The sequence below is a fragment of the Staphylococcus sp. MSU001 genome (assembly GCF_052976705.1).
Genome location: NZ_JBRIKK010000003.1, coordinates 122609 through 147121, shown reverse-complemented (window position 1 = coordinate 147121; position 24513 = coordinate 122609). Strand labels below are relative to the sequence as shown.

The following is a 24513-nucleotide window of genomic DNA, read 5'->3' as shown; positions in this document are numbered from 1 at the left end:
GTTTAAAACCATATTTATCATGGCGATGGGCATATCTTTTAAATCCTAGTCTTTTATTGTTCGGACAAATGAATTCATCGTTAATTTCGTCATAATCCCAATTTTGAGTATTAAAGATGTCACTTTTATATTTTTTAGTTTTATCTTTTATAAACATTCCATAAGTTATGAGTGGCGTTCGATTAAAATTATCTATAATTGCCATATAACTGGCTTCGCTACCATAACCTGCGTCAGCTACAATATATTCAGGTAAATGACCGTAGGTCTCTTGAATTGAATTTAAAAAAGGTATCAGTGTTCTTGTATCAGTCGGATTTTGATACACATCATAAAATAAAACGAATTGAGAATTTGTCGCTATTTGTAAATTATACCCTGGCTTGAGTTGTCCATTTTTCATAATTCTTGGTTAACACAACAATAAAACTTATTGTTATGATGTTCACGCTATTAATACGTCGTATAAATTTAAAAAGCAGACTTATGAAGAAATTCAAAAGTCTGCAATTATTACTATCCAATGAAACTATTAAAATAACTCAGTGTTTTAAAACAGTTTTTAACTTCATAATAGTCTTAATCACTCTATTATTCAGGAATGGTCGTATAATTTTTGATTTTCTGTTTTTTAAATATTTAATGTGAAATTGATATGCTTTTTGAACTCCTCTTGGCGATCTTTTTAATGACATTCTTTTATTTTTAGTTTTTAACGGGACTTTTTTTCCTAACAACTTTTGAGAAGCCATTTTATAGCTAATGGCAGGTGCATATTCTATTTCAGGTTCGTACAATATGACTGAATCTTTTAGTGGTGCAAAGAATTCAACGATAAAGTCATCTTCAGGATTATTTTTAAAATACTCAACACCAAAATCATAGAAGTTACGTTCAACTTCATCTTCATCTATATATTTTTTATTAAAAAATTCTTGTATGAATAGTGGCAATATCTTGTCCATTGCGTCATATAATTGTTTATTATAATTTTTAAAATTTATCACTGGTTCAACTACGTTGTTATTTCTACGATATCCTGGAATGCTTTGATATGGCATATTGGCAAATATTGATTCAATAAATATTAATGATGTCATTTTACTAGTATAGTTATATCTGATTGATGTTCCTACTGTTGGATAAATACTTCTTGCATAGAAGAATATCGTATTAATTGTTTGATCGCTAATGTTATTTAAAAGTCGATCTAAGCAATCTTGCGTGTAACCTCTTCCCCAATATTCGACGAAAGCAAATTTTTCATAGAAATCAATTTCTTGAATTAAATAATCATTCACAATTTTACGTTCTTCATGAGCTTTTTTTAGTAATAAATTTTTGTATTTATTATTATTTTGAGCAGAAACTCTAATTAATTCTTTTGTACTTTTTGTAAATTCAGAACATCCTTTAATATGTTTTAACTGTGGAAATATCTCGTCAAATTCTTGTTCACTGATATGCAACGCACGTAAGGTACTATCAAAGTTCGTTAACCCTGTAAAGTTACCAAAAGGCGAAAAAAACTCTTTGTCCACTTCATTAATAAACGAAGGAATTCTCCAGGCTTTACGAGACCCATATATATACTTAGTTTTGATATTGTATCCTTTCACTGATATTATTTCATCAGCAATTTTTTTAAGTAACTCACCGTCTCTTGATATAAAATAAAGCGTCTTAATATTTTCTTTAATTGCTTTTTTAATAGACCAGCTCACGTATGGTATGAAATAACTACTTATATAACTGTATACATAGTAATTTAATCTACTTTTATCATTTTCACGAAATCTTGCTATTTGTGTTGTAAGTAAGAATGTATCATAGTTCTTATTCTTATTTAAAATTTTATTTTCATACCCATTAAATTTAGTTATTGTATGATGAATAGGTTTGATATTTAACTTTTTAGGAACATTAAAATCTGCATGCTTATTATCCCCATAATGAATCCATTCTGAATAATTGTACTTTAAATCTTCAAACACATCTAAATATAGTGTACTGGTTGATTTTTGATTACCTATATCACTTGATAGATAAAGAGGTAATTCAGTTAATCTAGGGTCTACTTGATATAACATTTCTAAGATAACTTCTTTAGGCAAATACATATCACTTATTAAAATGACGTCTTGATAACTGTCTAATAAGTTATGAAGCACTTTAATTTTATCCTTTTTTGCTTCTACATTTGCTAATTCTGCTTCAATTTCTAAATTATATAGAAGTTGCGCCTGATCATCTGTGAGCTCGTGAATATTTTTAATTCTGTTAATGATATCTATAAATCTTATTTCGATTCTTTTTTCGTCACGAATAAATTCAGACTTTTTATAATAATCTCTAACATAGTTTTCTGCTTGGATTCTAATACGTGAATAATTTTGTATTACATATATCGGTATATCAGTACTTATTCTTAATAACTTATCTTTAACATAATAGAAAATACCATCTGGCCTTAATGTTTTTCTTTGTATCAACGTATCAAATATATCAAAGCTATATAACTTAGGTAATTGTTTCTTTTTAATACTAAATTTTAAAGTTGTATCTATAATTGTTTCAAAACCATTTTTATCGTCCTGGTCATATTGCCAAAATTCATTTATAATTTCCTTACTTTTCTGTTCATTAATTTCTATAGCGTCAATTTGATCTAGAGCTTTTAATAATTCATCAAAGCTTGAAACAATCAAACCTGAAGTTTTTTCTTTGTAATCATATACTAAAGTTCTGTTTTTCATATATATATCATAGTCATAAATATATCTAATGAACTTTTTAACTCCTGAAGCTAACATATCGTAATAAATAGATGAGTAATCTATGATTCCTAAATCAATTTGGTCGAGTATTTCATAAATGTCTTTCTTATTATCCCAAAACAAAATATTTGAATGGTTCTCATACATTTTTTTGCAGTTGTGTAATTCACATCATTTTTAACTAAATAATGTAATTTTATAATTAGCAAAATATTATTTTTCTTTAAAGTTTTAAGAAGCTTTGCCATATCAGGTATAGCTTCACCAAAAAAATTATTCATCTTATAATCTCTGAAAGTAGGAGCGTATAAGACTACTTTAGTTTCAGCATTTAAACCTTTGTGTCGCTTAATAGAATGATCAAAAGATTTAAAATCAGCTTTATTAAACATATTTGCTGGATAACCTGCTCGGACGATTTGACCTTCATCCAAATTAAGCATTTTAATAAAATGTTGTTCCATAAGCGGTGAAGTGACCAAAAATAATTGGTTATTATGATACATCTCATTATACTTGATATATTTTTTATATGTACGATATCTAATTCCTGGCGAGTCAACCAATCTTTCTATAGGTTTGATACCGACACCATGCCATAGATTTAGTATGATGACTTCATTTTCAAATTTTACAGGGATATGTTCTTTCACTTGATGTACGACAAATACACCTGCCACACTTTTAATCTTTTCTGCTTTTTTGGAATGAAATAATTCAGCATTGAAGCCTAAACTTTTAACATAATTTACCACTTGAGCATTATCACACATCCAATATGCATCGATATCTTTTCTATATTTATTCACATATATGAACAACCATTTAGGATTACCTACAAAGTCATTAGTAGCATTAAATATCCATATTTTTTTATTCCTCATGTTTAACTCAATACCTTTCGTATTTTGTATTGCATCAGTACACTTCGTCTATATTTGAAACTTGTAAAACTATTAGTCAGATGAATGATTGATTCTAGTTACAATACTCAACATTATGACAACGCTATAAACTATCTATATTATCGCGTATTTAATTTTTTAACTATATTATTTTAAAGCATACATTAGCATTTATAAATAATAATTATATTATATCAAATCTCCGCATTATAAATGCATGGTTTTTAAAATATATTTTTGTTTCGAACCATTATATTCACTTACACAAAATGTCTATACTTGTAGAGAATGACATGTTATCAATCTTACAAATCTTTTGATGATATTAAGATTTTGTTAAACAATAAAGCTAGAACTTTTTATTTGATATGCCTTAAAATTATTAGATTATCCGAAAAACTGAACTTAATATGTAAGGTGTTAGAAGAGTTATGAGTTGGTGCTAAAGTTAATAAATAGTTAATGGCATTTGAAACATTTTCTCTATAAAATACTTTGTATTGTACGAGCAAAAGAATATATATAACAAACAATGGAGGACATCATGATTTTAACTATTTTATTTATCTTTTTCTGTATTCGACTCATCAGCTTAAAGATATCTATGCAACACGCAAAACAGCTAAAGGTAGAGGGCGCTGTGGAATATGGTGTGAAAAATTCAAAATATCTAGCCATTACGCATGTATTCATTTACATGAGTGCAGCTATAGAAACATTTATTCATAAGGATACATTTAGTCTACTTAACGGCATTGGCTTAATCATATTGATCGTCGCTTATATCATGTTATTTATAGTCATAAAGACACTAGGGCGTATCTGGACATTGAAATTATTTATACTGCCAAATCACCCTATTATCAAATCAGGATTATATAAAGTAACAAAACATCCAAACTATTTTTTAAATATCATTCCCGAATTAATCGGTGTATTGCTACTAACACATGCTACATACACAACACTCTTATTAGTTCCATATGCTTATTTCTTAATTGCACGGATTCGTCAAGAAGAGAATTTAATGAATATATAAAATAAAAAGCCTACAATCACGCTACTCAGAACGCACATCTTTAAAGCAACATTTTGAAAAATGCGCTATTTAAACGTACGGACTGTAGGTTTTTTAATACAAAGACGTAGATATGCCAGTGATAAGTATCAGAATTACCATTTGCAAACTGTTCTATTAATGGTAGAGATAGGTGATCTATTTTTTAGAGTGCTGTATGTCTTACGTCAGACAACCCTAACACTCACCTTTGTTATCTCACACTTCGTCACTCAACCTTTATATTATATAGCCAAACACATGAGTTAGGTAATTTCGTTTGTTTTAATTTGATACACATGTATGTTATAAGCAGGTTTTGATTTACAGTGTGAAAGATGAGCAAACATAACTTTAGAACACCTTCACTTTATAATGAAGTGTGCTCCGAAGTGTTTTAACAATCTCATTTTCTTATCTATGATTTAAGTTAGTTTAAACCAAAATAATCTTCTTTTGTCACTGTACTTTGTTAAAATTTAGAATCTAAATTATTTTTTCTAAAGTAAATCTTGAAATCTATCTTAATCAAAAATAACTTTTCAATATTTCGTTCTTTAAAATAATAAATTTCATCCTCCACAACACCGAGATAATACTTACAAGTAGAATAATCAAACATATTTCAACATAACAACGGTCTTATACCTTTAAACAACTCTTCTTTTACTTTTATAGAATCAAGTATTGTATACGTTTCTAGTATTCACTCAACTTGTTCATTTTTTGTCTTTATGTCTCACTATCGCACATATCTCCCTTATTCAATTAAATCGCACCTCCTTCCTATTTCCTATAAAAAACACCCCGTAACATTAGATATTCTAACTAATGCTACGAGGTGCGCACATCATGTCATTATTTCGTGACATATAATTCTATTTTTAAAATACTTATCTATTTAAATGTAAATTTTTAGAAGTTTCACGACGTGTTTCTCTCATTAATTTTTCGTCATTAATTAATGAACGACCGTATGTTGGTACCATTTCTTTAACAACAGGTTCCCATGCTTCTTTGTCATCAGCAAAGTTTTTCTCTAAAACTTCTAATACAACTGATAATGATGTTGAAGCCCCTGGAGATTCACCTAATAATGCAATCATAGAATTGTCGTCTGAATTGACAACTTCAGTACCAAATACTACGAAACCTTTACCGTGTTGTTCACTATCTTTGATTACTTGAACACGTTTACCAGCAGTATAAAGTTCCCAATCTTCATCTTTAGCATCAGGAATAAATGTTCTTAAATAGTTCATACAACCTTCTTTAGTTTTGATCATTTGATCAATTGAATATTTAATTAAAGGTACATTTTTAACTGCTGAAGCCAACATTGTAGTAATGTTATATGGTTTGATTGATTCGAATAAGTCTAAATTTGAACCGAATTTCAAGAATTTAGGGCCGATATTCGCATATGGACCAAATAATAATGTTTGTTTACCATTGATATAACGTGTATCAAGGTGTGGTACAGTCATTGGTGGCTTACCTTGAGGTTCTTTACTGTAAACTTTAGCCGCATGTTGTTTAATAATATCTGGGTTTGTACATCTTAAGAATTGACCACTGATTGGGAAACCACCAAGGTGTTCTCTTTGTTTGATGCCAGATTTTTGTAATAACGGAATAGAGTGACCGCCAGCACCAATAAACACTTTATCTGCTATTTTAGTTACTTTTTCTTTTGTTTCTCTATTTTCAACGACAACTTCCCATTTGCCATCTTCTCTTTGTGTTAAATCTACAACATCATGATTGTATTTTAATGAAACATTAGATTTTTGTTCTAAGTAATGTGCTAACTTACGCGTTAACGCACCATAGTTCACATCTGTACCTTCATCAATTTTACTTGCTGCCATTTGATGTCCTGGCTCACGGTTTTCCATCATTAATGGCATCCATTTTCTCATTGTTTCCATGTCTTCTGTATATTCAATATTATCGAACATTGGAATTGTTCTAAGTGTTTCATAACGTTTTCTTAAAAAGTTAACGTTTGTTGGTCCCATAACGAAACTGATATGAGGTAATGGTTGGATAAATTCTTCAGGATTAGAAATATCACCATTTTTAACTAAATTACCCCAGAATTGTCTAGATAATTCGAATTGCTCATTAATTTCTTGCGCTTTAGATGCATCAATTGAACCATCATCTTGTTCAACTGTATAGTTTAATTCACATAATGCCGCATGGCCTGTACCAGCATTATTATTTTCATTTGAACTTTCAATACCAGCGCCTTCTAGTCTTTCAAACATATCGATATGCCAGTTAGGACTTACTTTTGAAAGCATTGTCGCTACTGACGTACCAATAATTCCTGCACCTACAACAACGATGTTTTTATGATTTGCTTCACTCATGTGCATGTTCCTTTCTAAATTTATATATTAAAATAGTACATATATAGACTTTACCACTTTAAACATATATTAAACAAATAAGCGCAAAAGTCTCACTAATCATTTATTTAAAAGTTGTAGTCATCTATGTGAGTTTTATGGTAATATCATCATGCGTAAAAATTCGAGATTATTATTATAAAGAAGGTTTAAATAAATCATGAAAGAAAATTTTTGGAGTACATTGCCACGTCCGTTTTTTATTCTGGCACCTATGGAAGACGTGACAGATATTGTCTTTCGGCATGTTGTCAGTGAAGCAGCGAGTCCAGATGTATTTTTTACTGAATTTACCAATACTGAGAGTTACTGCCACCCAGAAGGTATTCATAGTGTGCGCGGACGCTTAACTTTTAGTGACGACGAACAGCCAATGGTAGCGCATATCTGGGGCGATAAACCAGAACAATTCCGAGAAATGAGTATCGGCTTAGCAGAAATGGGTTTTAAAGGTATAGATTTAAATATGGGTTGTCCTGTCGCAAATGTTGCGAAAAAAGGTAAAGGATCCGGCTTAATTCTACGACCTGAAACGGCAGCCGAAATCATTCAAGCTTCTAAAGCGGGTGGTCTACCGGTCAGTGTAAAAACACGTTTAGGTTATTACGATATCGATGAATGGCGAGACTGGTTAAAACACGTCTTCGAACAAGATATCGCAAATTTATCCATTCATCTACGTACCCGGAAAGAGATGAGTAAAGTAGATGCACACTGGGAATTAATCGAAGCTATCAAGACATTACGGGATGAAATTGCGCCAAATACACTATTAACTATCAATGGTGATATCCCCGATAGACAAACTGGTCTAGAACTCGCAAATAAATATGGTATTGATGGCATTATGATTGGTAGAGGTATATTCCATAACCCATTCGCATTTGAAAAGGAACCACGCGAACATTCAAGCAAAGAATTATTAGGTTTATTACGCTTACATCTCTCTTTATTTGAAAAATATGATAAGGATGAAGCCCGACACTTCAAAAGTTTACGCAGATTCTTCAAAATCTATGTACGCGGCATTAGAGGCGCTAGCGAACTCCGCCATCAATTAATGAACACCCAATCCATTGCCGAAGCAAGAGAACTACTCGATACTTTTGAAGCACGTATGGATGCACGCTCAGAAGTATAAGCATGCGAGCGGTAAGTATAATAAATAATAAATGAACCTCCCCCTGTTGAGTCAGAGGGAGGTTGTTTAATATTTATTAGTAGTAAATCTCGAGCAATTTACAAAAGTGACATAAAAATAAGTTTTAGACTGATCACTTAAACATATAGTAGGCCAAAAAGTAAATGAGCAAACTGTTAAATATAGTCCATGTTTTTATACAAAATATAGAATGATGAACATATATTGAACATCATGAGTTTCAAGTTAAACTGAACAATATTATGATAAATTAAATATAAGGAGCAAATATTTCATTAAAAATAAGGTGCATATCAATGAAAAAATTGATTTTTATAGTTGCTATTCTCTTTATCCAAGCCTGTAGTTATGTTGTTATTAACTTTTTCTTCTTCGACATGTGGGCGATTCACTCAAGTGAACAACAATTAAATCAATCCATACAACATCATGACACAAAGCAACTTCATAAAATTGCTAAAGATAAACAGACATATCATTTTTTAACAACTATAAAGAAAGCCGAGTTCGAAAATGCGACAGATAACCAAGGGCGTGGGCCTATTGGTTATTATCGTGTAGATATTAATCAAAAACCCGTCGGACTTACAATCAATATTAAATATAACTTCCTTCCAGAAAAGACAACTATTCAATCAATAAAGTTATATCAATAAAAATTTATAAAGAAAGGACTATAGCACAAATAAATGTCTAATGGATTCTTAAAATATAGTCAGTTGGTGACAAAATTAAAAATTCTTATTTCAAATTTGATTCATCAGTAGGCTGATTAGGTATCAGTATGTTACTTGATGGCGCAATAATATTAATTAAGAGTATTTCTGAAGAATAATAGTGTTGATATTGTACACAAAATAAGGAGTGAATGAATTGGAAAATTTAGGTTCTTTGTTACCTATTGCATGTGCTTTATTTGTAATATTTGTTGTACCGTATTTTGATAAGAAAAAGAAGTGAAGTTGAATATAAAGTGCATATAACATAAGTTGAGCCAAAGTACAGTTAATGAATGTACCTTGGCTTATTTTAATTACAAGCATTTAGTATATTGAACGTGATATTTAGATACTTTGATTCATAATAGTTTAGAACTAATTTTATATGCTTCATCTGCAAGTTTTTTATATGTAAAATCTTTATTCTGTATGCTATCCATACTCATTCACCTTATATAAGGAGTTGTTGAACTATATCTATGTCAAAAAAGAAAATCTTGATCTTTATTAGTGTCATATTAATCATTTTTGTGGGCTTTTATCTCAAAATGAAATATAACGAAAAAGAAAAACAGAAAGAAAAACAGAAAGAAATCTACTACAAAGAGCAACAAGAACGTATCACGCTTTATCTTAAATACAACACTAAAGAACCTAATATCATCAAATCTGTCCATTTCACAAGTTTAAAACAGGGACCAATGGGTGACGCTGTTATTGAAGGCTATATCAATAACAATAAAAAAGATGATTTTGTTGCATTTGCATCACCTGAAAACAATTATCAATTTGGAGGCAGACTTATAGCAGACGTTAAAATATTTAAATTACTTAAACCGGCTAATGAATCTAAATCACCCGATGAAATCAAAAAAGATTTAGACAAAAAGAAAGAACATTAAAAATTTATACTGAACCACAAGAAGTATAATTTAGTGTAATATTTTAAATGCTTGTCTTCTACAATTTTTTAGGAGGCAAGCCTTTGATATTTCTTATTCTTACTTTGATTTTTAAACCATTTAAATATTCTTGAAAAACTTTAATTTTAAAATAAAATTTATCATATTCAATCATAAAAAACACCCCACAAAGATAGATTTTAGTCCAACTTCTGGAGTGCACATCATAATAAGTGAGTTCTTTTTAATTCATTTACGTTTAATAGTGCCTTCTTGTCTTTGCTTAATCAACAAGTAGACAGCATTTGCTATTCCTAACAAAGTCCAAATTATTGATAAATAAATATTATCAAAACTATAGATTTTAGGCATGAGTATTAAAAACATAATATTTAATATTAATGATATACGATGAAGCTTACCAAAATGATTCATTTGAATAACTTATCCCCTCTTCATTTATTACTTTATTAAAAATTTTGCTTTATTCCAATTGTATCATTGGCATTGAACTTTAAAAGTCATAAAACTAAAAATCTTTTCTCAATCCATATGTGTTTGAATATTTTCCAGACCATCCATCAAGCAAAATTGAAGTGCTTAGAAAATAAAAATTGAAAAATACAAAGAAGAATTAATGTTAAGTATATAAAAAACAACGCTAGCTTTTAATATGCTAACGTTGTCAATTTCCTGGGAAATCAATTTTCTTTTTCTAAATTTTTAATTTCGACAGTTGAATATACTTTTACTCTATTTCTTCCCCGTTTTCATCGTATTTTGTAACTTCACCATCAGATGTCACAATATAAGAACCTTCGAGGTTGCCTTCCTTATCTAAAATAGAAAAGCCCCAATCTCCGTCTTCGTTCTGTTCGGGTTCTTTAAATGTATATGTATCAGTATCTAATGGGTGACCTTCATACGCTTCAACTTTATCTATCACATTACTACGTGTAACTTTATCATCATTAGATGTATCACTATCACTGTTAGACGTCCCTTCATCTGACGTGTTAGATTCACTTGAATTTGATGATTGACTTTGTGTAAACGCAATTTGATTTGCTATATCTTTATAATTTGAACTTTTACCGTATTTATTTAATAGTTCATGTAAATCTAATTCTCTTGCTGCTTCCGAATGCGCATATTGTTGATATGTTCCTGAACTTTGTGTGCCTGCAATTAATACCTTTTCATTACCAATACCGATAAGCGTCACAAATGATCCTTTAGATGGTTTTGCAGTATAGAATTTCATATCACTAGGTGCACCTTCTACTTTTGTTGGTAATGCTTCCAACTGATACGTATGAATACTTTTACGTTGGCCCCCACCGTTATAGTTTGCATAAAATGAATGATTTCTTAATTCATTTGCGTTAACGGCATATTGAGAAACTGAGGGATCATTGATAGCTAATGCTACCTTTTGCGATTGAGTTAAATCCTCGACTCTATCTCTAGACTCATTGTTATTACTTGAATGACCATTATTTGAATTTGAATTTTTATTATTTGAAGCTTGCTCGGTTTGAGTGTTACTATTTTCTGATTGCTTATCAGTCTGATGCTGTCCTACCAAATCTCCAAAATCGCATCCTGCAAGTAATGTTGTTACTGTAATTGCTCCGATTGCTAACACATGTTTTTTCATTTCGTTTCTCTCCTTTAAATCTAGAAATTGTCACTGCTATGATTATATGTGTCGTTCATACTTCAACCAGTTTTACACGATTACTAAATCCATAGTTTAATAACATAAATTTGTAAAAACATTATTGTTCCATTTATTGTTAATTGCCGTTATTAAATTTATTTTAATTTATAATAATTATAATTGCTACAAATTACCTAAATCATTTGCACAATATTTAAAAATCTATAGATTTAGAAGTAACTAAACTTAAAAGAACTTATAACACATGCTTTTATACTTCTTAAACTAATATTTATATACCTTAAATTAACAGTAGAAATGCGTTTGAAAATAAATTAATATAACAATATAAATAAAATATAAAAGAGTTGGAGGGCAGTTAATTGAAAAAGTTTTTTACAGGACTGATTCTAGTTTTTCTCATTGTAATGCTAGGATTTGCGGGGGGATTGGGATACAGTCATTATAAAGATTCAAAATCGAACACTGATGTAGCTTCAAAAGAGACTCAGACTTCCAATAAAAACACTCATGAAGATACAACTTCACAAGGTAAAATGCAAAATCAAGTTAATAGCCAAACAAACGAAGTATCAAATCGGACATCAACTAAAACACTTAGTGAAAAAGCAAAGCAGTTAAGAGAAGCTTTTAACGTCAATGATGAGGAAGCTCAAATTTTAGCAGATGAAATCGATAGAGCAGATGTAAATAAAGATGGCACGATTACAACGGATGAAATGACGCCTACTTTAGATCGTTTTACAAAAGAAGGGAAATTCCAACCATCTGCTGGTGGTACAACTAGCGAAACACCTCACCCTAAATATACAGCAGAAGATGCTAGACATATGTCTGATGATGAATTTCTAGACGCGTATACAGAAGGCATGTCAGATGATGAAGCTGCTACTATTCACGAAAGTGCTCAAGAATCTAACGAGTATATGAAATTTTTAAGAGGACAAGTTGAAGCACGTGCAAAAGGACAGGGCGGTAATTATTAACCAAACTGATTAAAATAAGTAAATAATTAAACTCAGTGATACCTGGGTAGGGAATAAGAAAAATGTGTTGTCTTATTCCCTATTTTTGATTGTTATAGAAAGTGTATATATTTCAATTTTAATGACTAAATCAATGCGAAAAGCAGATATATCGAAAATTCATTAAATATATAGAAGATGTTCGATTAATAAAGAAGAATTAGCTTATTTATGATCTCAACTTATACTTTTGCCACCTCTCCTATTTCAATAATTCCATATTTTAAACATTATCAGATTCTATAAATTCGCGTACATGTGTATAAATACCTTTGTAATAAGGATATTTTGTATTTTTAAATTTACGCTTCATTTCCTCATCTTGACTGTTAGACATAATCATTGCGTGATCTAAATAACTTAAAAACGCTTCATCATTACCACTATCACCAAAGCCAATAATCAATTCTTTTGGAACACCATATTTATTCATCAAAAATTTTGTGGCATATAATTTGCCTGCATTTCTTGGAGTAAAATTAATATCATAAGCATTTTCAGGATCACCTGCTAAAGGATTACAACGATTAAATGTCATCGTATAGTCCCTTGTCTTAGAATACTGAGTGAGGTCTTCTAAAATTGTTTTATCTAAATGTGTGTCACCCGAAGAATAGAGATAAAAATTGTACAATGTTTCATTGTCTCGAAAAGTTCTTTGTGGTATAAAGGCTACTTTATGTTTAGAAGAAACATGTTTTAATATATCTAATATATCTTCCAATAAGAAACGTTCTGTCAACACTTCTTTTTTATATTCATCAGATTCAATATATTCACAGTTATTCCATGTAAACATTTTAGAACTTAAATCTGAAAAAATATGTTGAGGTTTATATGACATACCAACGTTACTCATTTTTTGAAGTACGCTTTCTATAGTACTTCCTGTTAAAATAGCCGTAATGACATTGTTTTTAGTAGTTATATTCTGTAATAAACCTTCCATTTCTCTTAAATAAGGCATATCCGCTTGATGCGTATGATGTTTGTAGTAAGTTTCATCAAAGTCGAATAGTATTAAGCGTTTTGTCATCTTCATTCCTCCAGTATCATTTTTTAAATGATAAATAATAATTACGCTCTAAAAAATGATAAAAAACCACGAAAACAGGATAAAATTACTTGTTTTATTTGTAGAATTTTTGATTGAAATCTTCTGTGTTGATAGTAGGACTTAAAACCTCCTTATATCTGTCTCACGATTATATATATAATATCAATAAAATAACTTTGTCATCTATCTATAAGATTTTGTTTCAAACAATAACTATGAAATTATTTAAGTAAAAATTCTAATTAGGCTTCCTGTTAATTTAGTTTATTGTTATTTATTAAATTATGTGAAAGAACCTTAATTTTTTAATGTCATATTATATATAAATACGCGTAAGTAGTGAGGTTCTAGAGAAAATAAGGCTACAAGCTGAAGCTATCCTCTAAGAAAGAAAGTTAACGATACGAAGTATGATTAATAAGGAAGCCAGTAAATGAAACTATCATAAACTCATTTACTGGCTATTTTTCTATGATTTAGTCTCAAGTTCTAATCTCAATCATTTAAAAATGTACAACACAATTGAATTGACCGTCACTAAATCCTATTTTCAATTATTTTAAACCGCTATGTTTATCCGTAAAAATCTAGTCTAGAATGGTTTTTCATTTTCTGAATGACTCGCACCCTTTAAAAGTAACGATGATAAAATAGCTAATAAAATTGAAGTGATTATTGACAAATTAAAACTATTATCTATAGAGAATAAAATTCCTCCAACAAATGAACCTAACCCTATACCTAAATTTAAAATTGAAATATCATAGCTTAGTATTTGGCTAGGATCTCCTCGTAAAAATTTCAATAGACCATATTGAACTGTAGGGTTTGTTCCCCAGTGAAATAAATTCCAAGTAAATACACATAAAGTTAAAACAATCACATTTTGTCCCATAAACAGGATGAATATTATAGATAACACATATATCAATATAATCATATTACCTGATTTACAATATCCCTTTTTTTCTGATAAAGTATTACCTAATTTTGACCCTAAAACTCCAGCAATACCTGATAAAAACAAACATAGACTAACAATAAAAATATCATGTCCATTTCTTCTAACTAAAGGTTCTAAATATGTGTATAAAATACTGTTAGATATCATCATAAATAATAAAAAACATAACATCATAACAGTGCCTCTATAATTGGTGACCGTATATTTCTTAGTATAATTTTTATCATGCTTTATATTCACTGGTATAAAGTAAATCACACTCAGTAAGCAAAGAAAAGTGATAGTTGCTATAATATAAAATGGAACTTTCCAATCATAATAAGACGCAATTAATGTTCCAATTGGAATTCCAAGTATATTCGCAGCGCTAAACCCAACATAAATATTAGCAATAACTGAAGATTTACTTTCAATAGGTACCATATTCGCTCCTGTTGACATTAACTTTACAGTAATTAATGACGCGATACCAGCTAGCATTACTCTAACGATACAAAGTGAAATATAATTTTTGACAATAGTAGTAATTAATGTCAGTAAAATAAAAATCACTAAACTATATACAAGTACCTTTTTATCATTGATATTTCTCGTTAGTCTCGTCAGTATCGGACTAAGTATAGAAAATGAAATAGCATAGATTGTGACTAACTGACCAATGAAAGAAACGCTAATGTGAAACTCTTTGCTCATTTCGCTTATCATTCCGACAATGATTAAATCCGATACTCCAACAATAAACATAGTTAAAAATCCAATGATAGTTATTATTTTATACGTCGACATGAGCTACTCCTCAAATTTCAATTGATGAACATTTGTGATTATGAAATGAGGATGTTCTAATTTTAATTTCTCCTCACTATGACTTCCCCATGTAACTGCACATGAAGATACCCCCGCATTATGCGCCATTTGCATATCAAATATAGCGTCTCCGATATATATCGTTTCATTTTTATTTAAATGATACTTATTGACTATATATAAAATACCGTCAGGAGATGGTTTATATTCTTTAACTTTATCTGATCCTATCACTTCTAAAAATAAATGTTCTATCTTTAAAATCTTTAAGTTTCTTTTTAATACATCCGTTTTTTTACTAGAAACCACAAATAATTTCGCTTTTTGATGAAGCGCTTCAAGTTGAGTTAACATATGATCATACATTTCTAAATATGTACTTTCAGTTTCTTTATAATTTTTTCGAAATAGTGATATCAATTCATTATGTTCTTTTTCGTTCAATTCTACTGAACTCATGAGATCAAATGATTTTTCTATAGGAATACCCATATAATATTCAATTTGACTATCACTCGGTTCTTCTAATCCATAATCAGAAAAAGCTTTCTTTGTTGCAATCAAACTACATTTTTTTGAATCTGCTATTGTCCCATCAAAATCAAAAATTATATTTTTGTACAATATTAGCCCTCTTTTCTATACATTGATTAAATGATTATTTTTAATACCTTAAAGCTAATAAGTCATTGAAATAATCTATATTAAAAACATGATATTGAGCTGCCAAGTTTTTATCAAATGTTGCGATATTAATATTTTCTTTAAATTTATCTATCGTTATGGCATTATTTGTAAGCAGTATGTTGCTGCTATTCATATATTCAATATTCGTATTTTTTGAGAAAGTCTCTACACTCCCCCAAATATATAAGTTTTGAAAATCACTAATTGCTTTTAAATTATTTTCAAATATCGTATTATCTATAAAAATCCTTTTAGGTACAAATTCCTTGAATCTCCAAGGCTCATATGATTTTTCATCATTTGTATCACCAATAAAATATGATAATTTCGCTGGCGAAAATTTTCCTGAACCAATCACAGGACCTAAACCTGAATGTACTGGACATCCATCATATTTTTCTGCAAGGTTTCTTACCGTCTTTTGTGCCTTAGCTTTAGTTTTTATATTTGAATTAAAATATTCATCAGATTTACTTAAGGTCTGCATAGCTAATGTTATAAAAGCTCCAAGATTCCGTGATTTTCTATTTTTATAGCTATTTGAACTAAAATTAATAAACCAAAATTCATTTTTAAATAGAAAGGAATATCCATCTTCTAATGGATTGTCATCCACATTATCTTCTTGATTTCCGTATTCACTTTTCATTTTTGAAAGAACTTTCCAGACCATGAATTGTTTAGCATGAATATTCATTTCACCAATAGGTTCAAAAAATACTAGTAATCCTGAAACACCTCTATCTTTTGGGGACATTTTATCCAACTCTTTCAAATAATCAGTAATATCTTCAGCTAAATCTTTAGGATTATAAGGATAGTTTAATGCTGAATAAAAATGTACTTGTTTGTTATGACCTTGTACGCCAAAAACACATGGAAATCCTTTAGATTCAATTACTTCTTTAGTTTTTTGTGTTTCATTTTTCAACCAGTTATATTCTTCGGCTACATTCTTAACATCAGACTGAGAAACAAACATTTAACCTCTCCTTTATAATAATATTCGTATAAATTATAACTAAAAACATAATTTTCTTAAACACTTATATATAACTTAACATTTTAAATATTCTTTTTGTTTAAATATAACTAAAGCCAGAATGAATAGTGTGTACAATGTATCAATACAAGATACTGTCTATGAAATTTCATACATGATGACGTTATAACAACTTTACTCAACAATGTTTTTCAAATCACTATCACTCATGACTTATCATAATAAAAATAAAGCATCCTTCACTTTGCGATGAGGGATGCTTTATGAATTTTCACATAAAAAATGAATCTGCAGACTATTCTTTTTTATGCAATTCTTTATCAAGTTTTACAAGTGTTGGTTTCGGAATATGGATACCTTCTTCACTAAAGTATTGTATGACCTCTTTACGAAGCAAACGTTGTCCTGGAAAATGCATTCCAGGCTTAACATGTGCTAAAAGTTTAATCACCATTTCATTGCCATCAACACTATCTAAACCAAGTAAATCTGGTGCGGATACAAATATGTCATATTTATTCTTTAATGTAGGTAAAAATGTTAATAATTTCTCTTCTATCACTTTATAATTCTCATTTGGAGAAATCGGTATCATCACAATAGGTGAAACATCTGTAGCAGAATAATTAACTATTTCACTAATCATACCATTAGGTAATGTATAAATTTCTCCAGTATCTGATTGTATACGTGTTGATCTTAAACCAATTGTTTTAACCGTACCTTCAGCAATTGTTACCCCAGATGCATTAATTTGAACATAATCACTCACATCAAACTGTCCTTCAAATATGATAAAGAAACCAGTAATAATGTCTTTTACAATTGTTTGTGCTCCGAAACCAACGGCAACACCAACAACTCCAGCTCCTGCTAAAATTGCTGATACACTAATACCGAAACGTGAAAGTATTGACGTAAGGACAATAAACCATACGACATAACTTATTAAATTTTGAATCAATGTGGATAGTGTTTCACTTCTCTTAATTTTATGACGGTTCTTTTTCTTTTCATTAACGTTGAAAAATTTAGTAACTAACTTTCTTGATATCGCAATTACAATCATACCCATCAAGATATAAGCAAGTATAATTAAAAGATTAACCAAAAGATTTTGATAGAACTCTATTTTCATCATTGGCTCAAATAGTTTATATAATGTGTCCTTAAACTGACTCATAATAACAACATGACCTCCTATTGTTAAAATAATCAATATTTTCAATGTACAAATCTTTATAGATAATGAGCAGTAAGTCATTTCTAAATATAACACTTATAAATAAACATAGCACCCTTCACTTTGTGATGAAGGATGCTTTATGAATTTCCATAGGAAAATCATCTTAAGACTACTGATTATTTTCAGTCACTTCCAGGTGTAATCATAAAACCATCCATCGAATAACCTTTGCCATTTTTTCAAACTATTATTATTCGCATTTTCAATTTCAGAAATGATTTTGGATACTGCGCTGGTTTATTCAGAATTACCTTTTATATTACCAAGTTTTATTTGATAATATGTTTGACTCATGATTCATCATCCTCGCTAGGAGTGAATTGTACTGCATCTGTAAAAAATATATTCTCTTCTTTATTTTCTACAAAAGTAAATTCTAAATTTTTAGAACCTACGGATGATCCTTTTAAGTCGCCATCCCCTTTTAACAATAGTTTAGGTGCTTTTTTAGTTGGGATATCATATCTTTTTCTTAATTGTTTCACGTTATATTCATTATTACTCAATTGATATTTTGCAGAATAACTAGGAACGTTAGGATTGTATGAAATATCCCCGTTTTTATAATCATTAATATCTTTAAAGTTGGCATATTGTACAAAAAATTTGAAGTTTTCTATTTCTTTTTTTAGTTTGTCATTAGGTATTGGCTTCGTTGGAATAATTTTATTGTGTTCCATTTTTACAGGATATCTCTTTTCATCATCTTTTGGTCTACCTTTACTATCATCTGTAATTTCATTTATAAAATAATACCCTTTGGTTGTTCTAGTATTTCGGTTGATATACAAGACCATTCCTCTAGTTTCCATACTCTTTCCTTTTGGTTCAATGGTCATTTCAGAATGAACTATCCATGTCCCTTTATCCTTTTTATCAAACTCTTCATCTCGAAAACCTTCTTTATCATAAAAGTCTTCTAGATTTTTAGTTGGATACACGTTTAACATTTTATTAAAGTTTTGTTTGATTTCCGTTTCTTTGCTATCTTTTTTATTTATAAAACCACATCCTCCAATAAAAATCGTTAAAATTAATAAACTTATGTATATAGTTACTTTCTTGAAATAACGCATTGGCTCACATCTTTCTGATTTTACTTTATTTATACTTTTACAAAATGCTTCACTTTGATATGCTTCTAAATTAAATAGTCCCTAATAGTCATTAAATTATTACTTATTTACAATTCAGAGATTTTAAAAACTACCCAATCTTCTTTAGCTGAACTTTTAAATTTTTTACTGAAAGCGTGGCAATGTCTCATTGTTTGTGTTAGCAGTGCTTTTCTTCAGCTTTCATCTCTTTTATGATTTGCATTTTCAATTTCAGAACTTATTTTAGGTACTGCGCTTGTTTATTCAGAGTTTCTAATTATATTACCAGATTTTATTTTATATTCAGTTTGATACATACTTAATTCCCCCTACTCGGGTTAAAGTTTATACTGTCAGTAAAATAAATATTTTCCTTTTTATTTTCTACAAAAGTAAATTCAAGATGTTTATAACCTACAGAGGATCCTTTTAAATCTCCTGTACCTTTCAATAATAATTTAGGAGCTTGATTCGTGGGAATATCATATCTTTTTCGTAATTGTTTTACATTATAGTCATTATTACTCAATTGATATTTTGCAGAATAACTAGGTACATTAGGATTGTATGAAATGTCACCATCTTTATAATCCTTTAAGTTTTTAAAATTTCCATATTGCACAAAAAATTTGAAGTTCTCAATTTCTTTTTTTAATTTTTTATCTTTAATTTGTTTTGTTGGAATAATTTTATTGTTTTCCATTTTTACTGGATATTTTTTGTCTTTAACATCAGGTATTCCTTTATTATTTTCTGTTATTCGTTTTATAATAAAGTCACCTTTAGCTGTTCTCGTATTTCTATTTATACGTAAAACCATCCCTCTTGCTTCCATACCTTCCCCTTTCGGTTCAACAATCATTTTAGAATTAATAATCCATGTCCCTTTGTCATCTTTATCAAACTCTTCATCACGATAGCCCTCTTTATCATAAAAGTCTTCTAGATTTTTAGTTGGATACATACTTAACGTTTTATTAAAGTTTTGTTTGATTTCAGCTTCTTTACTATCTTCTTTATTTATAAAACCACATCCTCCAATAAAAATCGTTAAAATTAAGAAACTTACAAATACTATTATTTTGCTTGAATGTTGCATATTTTCACATCTTTCTATTTATCATAAATTGGTAAACATTATATAAATCAACTTCTTAAACATCTACATATTACCAAACAATGAACATATAATACATTTAAGATGAAATTCAAATTTTATTTTACTTTCATAATTAATAAATAAAACCCGCCTCACTTACTATACGCTTCTGCCTATCGGTTAATGATGCGGGTTCTTTTTAATATTGTTTAGGAATGAGTTATTCTTTCTTAATTTGTTTCTCAAAATTCCGCACACCACTTTACTTTATATTATTAATTTCTTCGTTGGTTTTAGCATAGGTATTACCAATCGTAGGGTATATCGGTTTATTTATCGTTATCGCATTACTTATAAGATGGATATATAATAAAACAACTCAAAAAATTTTGATGTAGTAATACGTTAAAAAAGCTTATTTATAAATCATAAAAATCATTCTGGTTTCTCATGACTTTAAATATAATCTATAAATTTAGATAACAGAGATTTTGGATTTGTTTAAACAGTAATTCATATATTGAAAACTACCCATAATATAACTAAACGACTAAGCCATCAATCTCAAGTGTTTTATTATATTGACAGTCGATAATTAAACTAAAAACACGCTCATAATAATATTTTTTCTGGCTTTACAACAAAACCACACTTTATCACGTTATTCTAACAAATAACTTATTTTTCATATAATTAGTTTATTATTTGAATAACATATGTTAGATTAATATTGATTTATACTTTTCGATTTTTAAAAAACCTTATACAATATTATTAAAGTTTTGTAAAGAAGTTAAAGTCTCATTTAATAAAGGGGGTGTTTCGCGATGTTAAAGCTGAACCATGAGTTATTTAGACTAATAAAAAAATATGGAGAATGTAAAAACTTCAAACATAATGAAATGATTGATTTAAATAATGAAGAGAATTTTTTATATGCATTCGAAAGAGGAATGGCTTTTTTAAAACACACAAATATCGCAGGTAAAGATTTATTATCAAAGATCTGTATAAAAGGGAGTATTTACGTAGAAAATGTTGATGATTTCAATCAATTTCAAATAAACTACCACTTATTATTCAAAGAGAATACCACTTTATATCAAGTCTCGATTAATAAATTAAAAAAAAACATTGATAACGATAAGCTTAATACATTACTTTTGAAATATACACATAATGAAATTAAAAAAAAGGAATTATTTTTAAGAGACTTTAATTTTTACGGTAAAAAAGGAATGATCCTTTCTAATCTAGTTCGATTAGCCAATTCTTTTGGAAAGAAATATAAAAATGGAACGATATTAATTGATGTTAAATTAACACATGAAGATCTCTCACAATTATGTGGTATGAGCAGAGAAAGAATAACCAAAACCATATCTAAATTGAAAAGTAATCATGTTTTAGATTATGATAAAAAGAGAAAAAAGTTTGTCATTTTAGATATAAAATCAATTAAAGATCAAATTAATTGTGAAGAGTGTCCTTTAAATTTTTGTAATATCTTTTAATTTTCTAATAAAACTTAAGCGACTAAGTAGATATACTATTATTGAAAAGATTACTAAAAATAATTGTTCCTCTACTGACAACAAATATATAATAACCGTACTTACTGCCAGTAAAACTATATATCTAGTGTAGCGTTTACTGATAATATTTTTAATAAAATTAGAACTATAATAAAAGGTGCTTATAAAAGTAAATATATACAATAATATAATTAGCAATAAAGGAAGTTTTAATGAAAAATGATTTGAAATTTTTAAGCCTAACCCTATTAATAAAATAATAGGTATGATGCCTTTATAAATAAAATTGCCACTAGGAATATCTATACTTTTTTTGAATTTTTCCATATCGAAATCTTTTTTGTTTCTTTCTTTTAAAAACTTTTCATTAATATGATTAATCTGCTTCATCCTACTATTAATATACATATAAAATGGAACTACTATAAGCGTAATTATTACAGATATACACACAAATACCGACCAAGAATTTTTAATAATGAAACACATTATCCAATAATCAATATATTTATTAATACCAAAAATATAATAAATTCCTAATGTTACCAGCACTACAATAAGAAATTGATATTTTGACTTCATGATAACTCCCCTTTAAGTTCATTTATTAAATCCAATAATTTTTCACTTTCACATATATTTTGTATTATCGTAAAAAAATTATTATGCAATTTCCAAAACTCTACAATATTCTTTATTTCAACAACTGCACTCATTTTATCTAAAATATCTTTATAGATGTTATCAGTCATTCTATGGTCTTTCTCAAGTTTAGCGATGTTTTTCACAAGTTGTTTTTTTTCTCCATAATATAGAAATTGATTATTATAATATACTAAAGATTGATTATTAGCGATATTTAACAAAAGAATTTTTAGAAAAAGTATTTCTTCTGTCCCTTGTATTTCACATTCTCCATCCTTAGTAATAATTTTCTTTTTGGTAACATCATTATGATAATTACTAAAGTTATTTTCTTTGGGGAATTTAATATCTCCAATAATATAAATACTCATATTATCTTCATCATAAAATTTTTTAGATAGCTTATGTAAATCATAAAATGAAATTTGATTAATATCTTCTTCAGCACCTAGTATTCGGTCTCTTATAATATTAAGTTTTATATCCTGAGATTGAATACTTTTATAACCTTTTATTTCGTTGATCACTACTTTCTTTTCTTTTTCAAAATTCTTTTTTGAATAATCATGGTTTTTCAAATACTTTAATAATATTTTTAAAGCATCCACCGACATATATGGAGCACAAAAAAATGTAAAATAAGTATTTTTTTCACTAGTGGTAGCGTTTAAAACAATACTGAGGTTTTTCATTTCTTCATAAAGATGATTATCACCTATCCAAAATTTCATATGTTCTAAAAAGTGAGCATATCCAATTTTACTATCCAATCCCCCAAAATTAATCTTTACACTAATACAATTAATATATGCGTTTTTTATATGAAAACCTAATCCGCTAAACCCGGCAATTTTAATTTTCATAATACTGTCATCTAATTCTCTTAACATAGAATCACCCTTCATCTAAAGCGATAAATGTCATATTTTGAATCATACTATTAAATTCTAAGTAGCTAAGTTTTTTAATGTCATAAAATGGATGAGCAAACTTTTTATATTTTTGTCCTAATTTAAATAAATAGAAGTTATAACCATATTGCTTATCTAATAAAAATCTTAATTCGGTATCTAAAAAAGTTTTAATACTCTCAAATTCTTCAATACTCAGCCATAAATTTTTCATTATATTTTTCACACTATATTTTATATTATTTTTTTCCTTAACATCTGAACTAAAATGTATAAAAAAGAGATTACATTCATTATCAAAATATGAACTGAAATGGTAAAGTTGATAAGCCTTTATTCTAAGTTCTTCAAATAATTTTGAATGTCCATAATGAGAAAGATATGCTTGTAATAAATTACCATAAAAGCATGTATCCTCAATACAATTGGATTTAATCCTCCAGCAAAGTGTATAAAAAGGGTGATTATCTAATCCTATTTCAGAAATGTTATTTCTTTCTCTAAGTTTATTATTAAGATGATAATTATTATGTATAATAGGATTATCTATTCTAATAAAATTGTTGTAGTGAGAATATTTATATTTATAATTCTTTAAAATGACATCATCAATATCTTTCTTTTGCAGATTGACTAAATAAAATTCTTCTACTTTTCCGTATCTATATTTTCCATATATTTCATCTAGACCAAGAATTTCTTTATATTCATTCCTATGAATGTTAAATGGACTTAATTGATATTTCTTTATCTTTTCTTTTAAACTCATTTTTGCTTTATCTTTTGCTTCATTTAATTCTTCTAGTGTGAAATG

At 28.5% G+C, this 24513-nt stretch carries 19 protein-coding genes and 3 pseudogenes; 6 read left to right on the top strand and 16 right to left on the bottom strand.

Translation table 11 applies throughout. From position 1 onward, the window contains the following. Both ACVBFA_RS02660 and ACVBFA_RS02655 read right to left on the bottom strand, forming a co-directional pair. A pseudogene (locus ACVBFA_RS02660) lies at positions 1-403 on the bottom strand (transposase); the annotation flags it as partial. Between the two features lie 139 nt (positions 404-542). After that, a pseudogene (locus ACVBFA_RS02655) lies at positions 543-3661 on the bottom strand (CDP-glycerol glycerophosphotransferase family protein). 565 nt (positions 3662-4226) lie between these two features. On the opposite strand from ACVBFA_RS02655, the gene ACVBFA_RS02650 reads away from it, so the two are divergent. Further along, entirely contained in the window at positions 4227-4721 is a 495-nt protein-coding gene (locus tag ACVBFA_RS02650) for an isoprenylcysteine carboxyl methyltransferase family protein (RefSeq protein ID WP_002474928.1), read from the top strand. A 561-nt stretch (positions 4722-5282) separates the two neighbouring features. On the opposite strand, the pseudogene ACVBFA_RS02645 reads toward ACVBFA_RS02650, so the two are convergent. Further along, positions 5283-5361: pseudogene (locus ACVBFA_RS02645) on the bottom strand (DUF4176 domain-containing protein); the annotation flags it as partial. A gap of 271 nt (positions 5362-5632) precedes the next feature. Then, positions 5633-7117 (bottom strand): L-lactate dehydrogenase (quinone), encoded by a 1485-nt coding sequence (lqo, locus tag ACVBFA_RS02640; RefSeq protein WP_002487262.1) that lies wholly within the window; start codon positions 7115-7117, stop codon positions 5633-5635. Between the two features lie 199 nt (positions 7118-7316). Between lqo and ACVBFA_RS02635 the strand changes: the two genes are divergently transcribed. The 3 genes from ACVBFA_RS02635 to ACVBFA_RS02625 all read left to right on the top strand — a co-directional run bounded on the left by ACVBFA_RS02635 (position 7317) and on the right by ACVBFA_RS02625 (position 9939). Further along, positions 7317-8297: a tRNA dihydrouridine synthase gene (locus ACVBFA_RS02635; RefSeq protein WP_002487252.1), complete on the top strand. Its 981-nt coding sequence runs from the start codon at positions 7317-7319 to the stop codon at positions 8295-8297. A 317-nt stretch (positions 8298-8614) separates the two neighbouring features. After that, positions 8615-8974 (top strand): hypothetical protein, encoded by a 360-nt coding sequence (locus ACVBFA_RS02630; RefSeq protein WP_126122762.1) that lies wholly within the window; start codon positions 8615-8617, stop codon positions 8972-8974. A gap of 542 nt (positions 8975-9516) precedes the next feature. After that, entirely contained in the window at positions 9517-9939 is a 423-nt protein-coding gene (locus ACVBFA_RS02625) for a DUF1433 domain-containing protein (protein WP_126122763.1), read from the top strand. A gap of 249 nt (positions 9940-10188) precedes the next feature. Here the strand turns inward: ACVBFA_RS02625 and ACVBFA_RS02620 are convergent, their stop codons facing one another. Continuing rightward, complete coding sequence (locus tag ACVBFA_RS02620; RefSeq protein WP_002474927.1) at positions 10189-10374, bottom strand: hypothetical protein; 186 nt, start codon at positions 10372-10374, stop codon at positions 10189-10191. A 313-nt stretch (positions 10375-10687) separates the two neighbouring features. Beyond that, positions 10688-11599, bottom strand: a complete 912-nt coding sequence (locus tag ACVBFA_RS02615) for a hypothetical protein (protein ID WP_126122764.1) — start codon at positions 11597-11599, stop codon at positions 10688-10690. A 386-nt stretch (positions 11600-11985) separates the two neighbouring features. Here ACVBFA_RS02615 and ACVBFA_RS02610 point away from each other — a divergent pair, with 386 nt between their 5' ends. Then, positions 11986-12609: a hypothetical protein gene (locus ACVBFA_RS02610; RefSeq protein ID WP_164539711.1), complete on the top strand. Its 624-nt coding sequence runs from the start codon at positions 11986-11988 to the stop codon at positions 12607-12609. A 262-nt stretch (positions 12610-12871) separates the two neighbouring features. On the opposite strand, the gene ACVBFA_RS02605 is transcribed toward ACVBFA_RS02610, so the two are convergent. From ACVBFA_RS02605 to ACVBFA_RS02575, 7 genes are all read right to left on the bottom strand, one after another. Continuing rightward, on the bottom strand, positions 12872-13684 hold the full coding sequence (locus ACVBFA_RS02605; RefSeq protein WP_126122712.1) for an HAD-IIB family hydrolase: 813 nt from the start codon (positions 13682-13684) through the stop codon (positions 12872-12874). A 613-nt stretch (positions 13685-14297) separates the two neighbouring features. Further along, entirely contained in the window at positions 14298-15455 is a 1158-nt protein-coding gene (locus ACVBFA_RS02600) for an MFS transporter (protein WP_126122765.1), read from the bottom strand. 3 nt (positions 15456-15458) lie between these two features. Then, the gene (locus tag ACVBFA_RS02595) at positions 15459-16100 is read right to left on the bottom strand and encodes an HAD family hydrolase (protein ID WP_002487285.1); all 642 of its coding nucleotides are present in this window, start codon (positions 16098-16100) and stop codon (positions 15459-15461) included. 40 nt (positions 16101-16140) lie between these two features. After that, positions 16141-17145 carry a YqcI/YcgG family protein gene (locus ACVBFA_RS02590; RefSeq protein ID WP_126122766.1) on the bottom strand — a complete coding sequence of 335 codons (1005 nt, stop codon included), beginning with the start codon at positions 17143-17145 and terminating at the stop codon, positions 16141-16143. A gap of 316 nt (positions 17146-17461) precedes the next feature. Then, positions 17462-18349: a mechanosensitive ion channel family protein gene (locus ACVBFA_RS02585; RefSeq protein WP_126122767.1), complete on the bottom strand. Its 888-nt coding sequence runs from the start codon at positions 18347-18349 to the stop codon at positions 17462-17464. 353 nt (positions 18350-18702) lie between these two features. Continuing rightward, positions 18703-19488 (bottom strand): tandem-type lipoprotein, encoded by a 786-nt coding sequence (locus ACVBFA_RS02580; RefSeq protein WP_126122768.1) that lies wholly within the window; start codon positions 19486-19488, stop codon positions 18703-18705. Between the two features lie 340 nt (positions 19489-19828). Next, on the bottom strand, positions 19829-20608 hold the full coding sequence (locus tag ACVBFA_RS02575) for a tandem-type lipoprotein (RefSeq protein WP_126122769.1): 780 nt from the start codon (positions 20606-20608) through the stop codon (positions 19829-19831). A gap of 827 nt (positions 20609-21435) precedes the next feature. Here ACVBFA_RS02575 and ACVBFA_RS02570 point away from each other — a divergent pair. Next, positions 21436-22122, top strand: a complete 687-nt coding sequence (locus ACVBFA_RS02570) for a Crp/Fnr family transcriptional regulator (RefSeq protein ID WP_126122770.1) — start codon at positions 21436-21438, stop codon at positions 22120-22122. On the opposite strand, the gene ACVBFA_RS02565 is transcribed toward ACVBFA_RS02570, so the two are convergent. From ACVBFA_RS02565 to ACVBFA_RS02555, 3 genes are read right to left on the bottom strand one after another with little or no spacing between them, the layout of a single operon-like run. Beyond that, positions 22099-22725: a hypothetical protein gene (locus tag ACVBFA_RS02565; RefSeq protein ID WP_126122771.1), complete on the bottom strand. Its 627-nt coding sequence runs from the start codon at positions 22723-22725 to the stop codon at positions 22099-22101. The genes ACVBFA_RS02570 and ACVBFA_RS02565 overlap by 24 nt on opposite strands. Then, complete coding sequence (locus ACVBFA_RS02560) at positions 22722-23678, bottom strand: insulinase family protein (RefSeq protein WP_157977671.1); 957 nt, start codon at positions 23676-23678, stop codon at positions 22722-22724. Before ACVBFA_RS02560 ends, ACVBFA_RS02565 begins: the two co-directional genes overlap by 4 nt. Before the next feature lie 4 nt (positions 23679-23682). Continuing rightward, entirely contained in the window at positions 23683-24468 is a 786-nt protein-coding gene (locus ACVBFA_RS02555; protein ID WP_157977672.1) for an insulinase family protein, read from the bottom strand. Between the last annotated feature and the right edge of the window lie 45 nt (positions 24469-24513).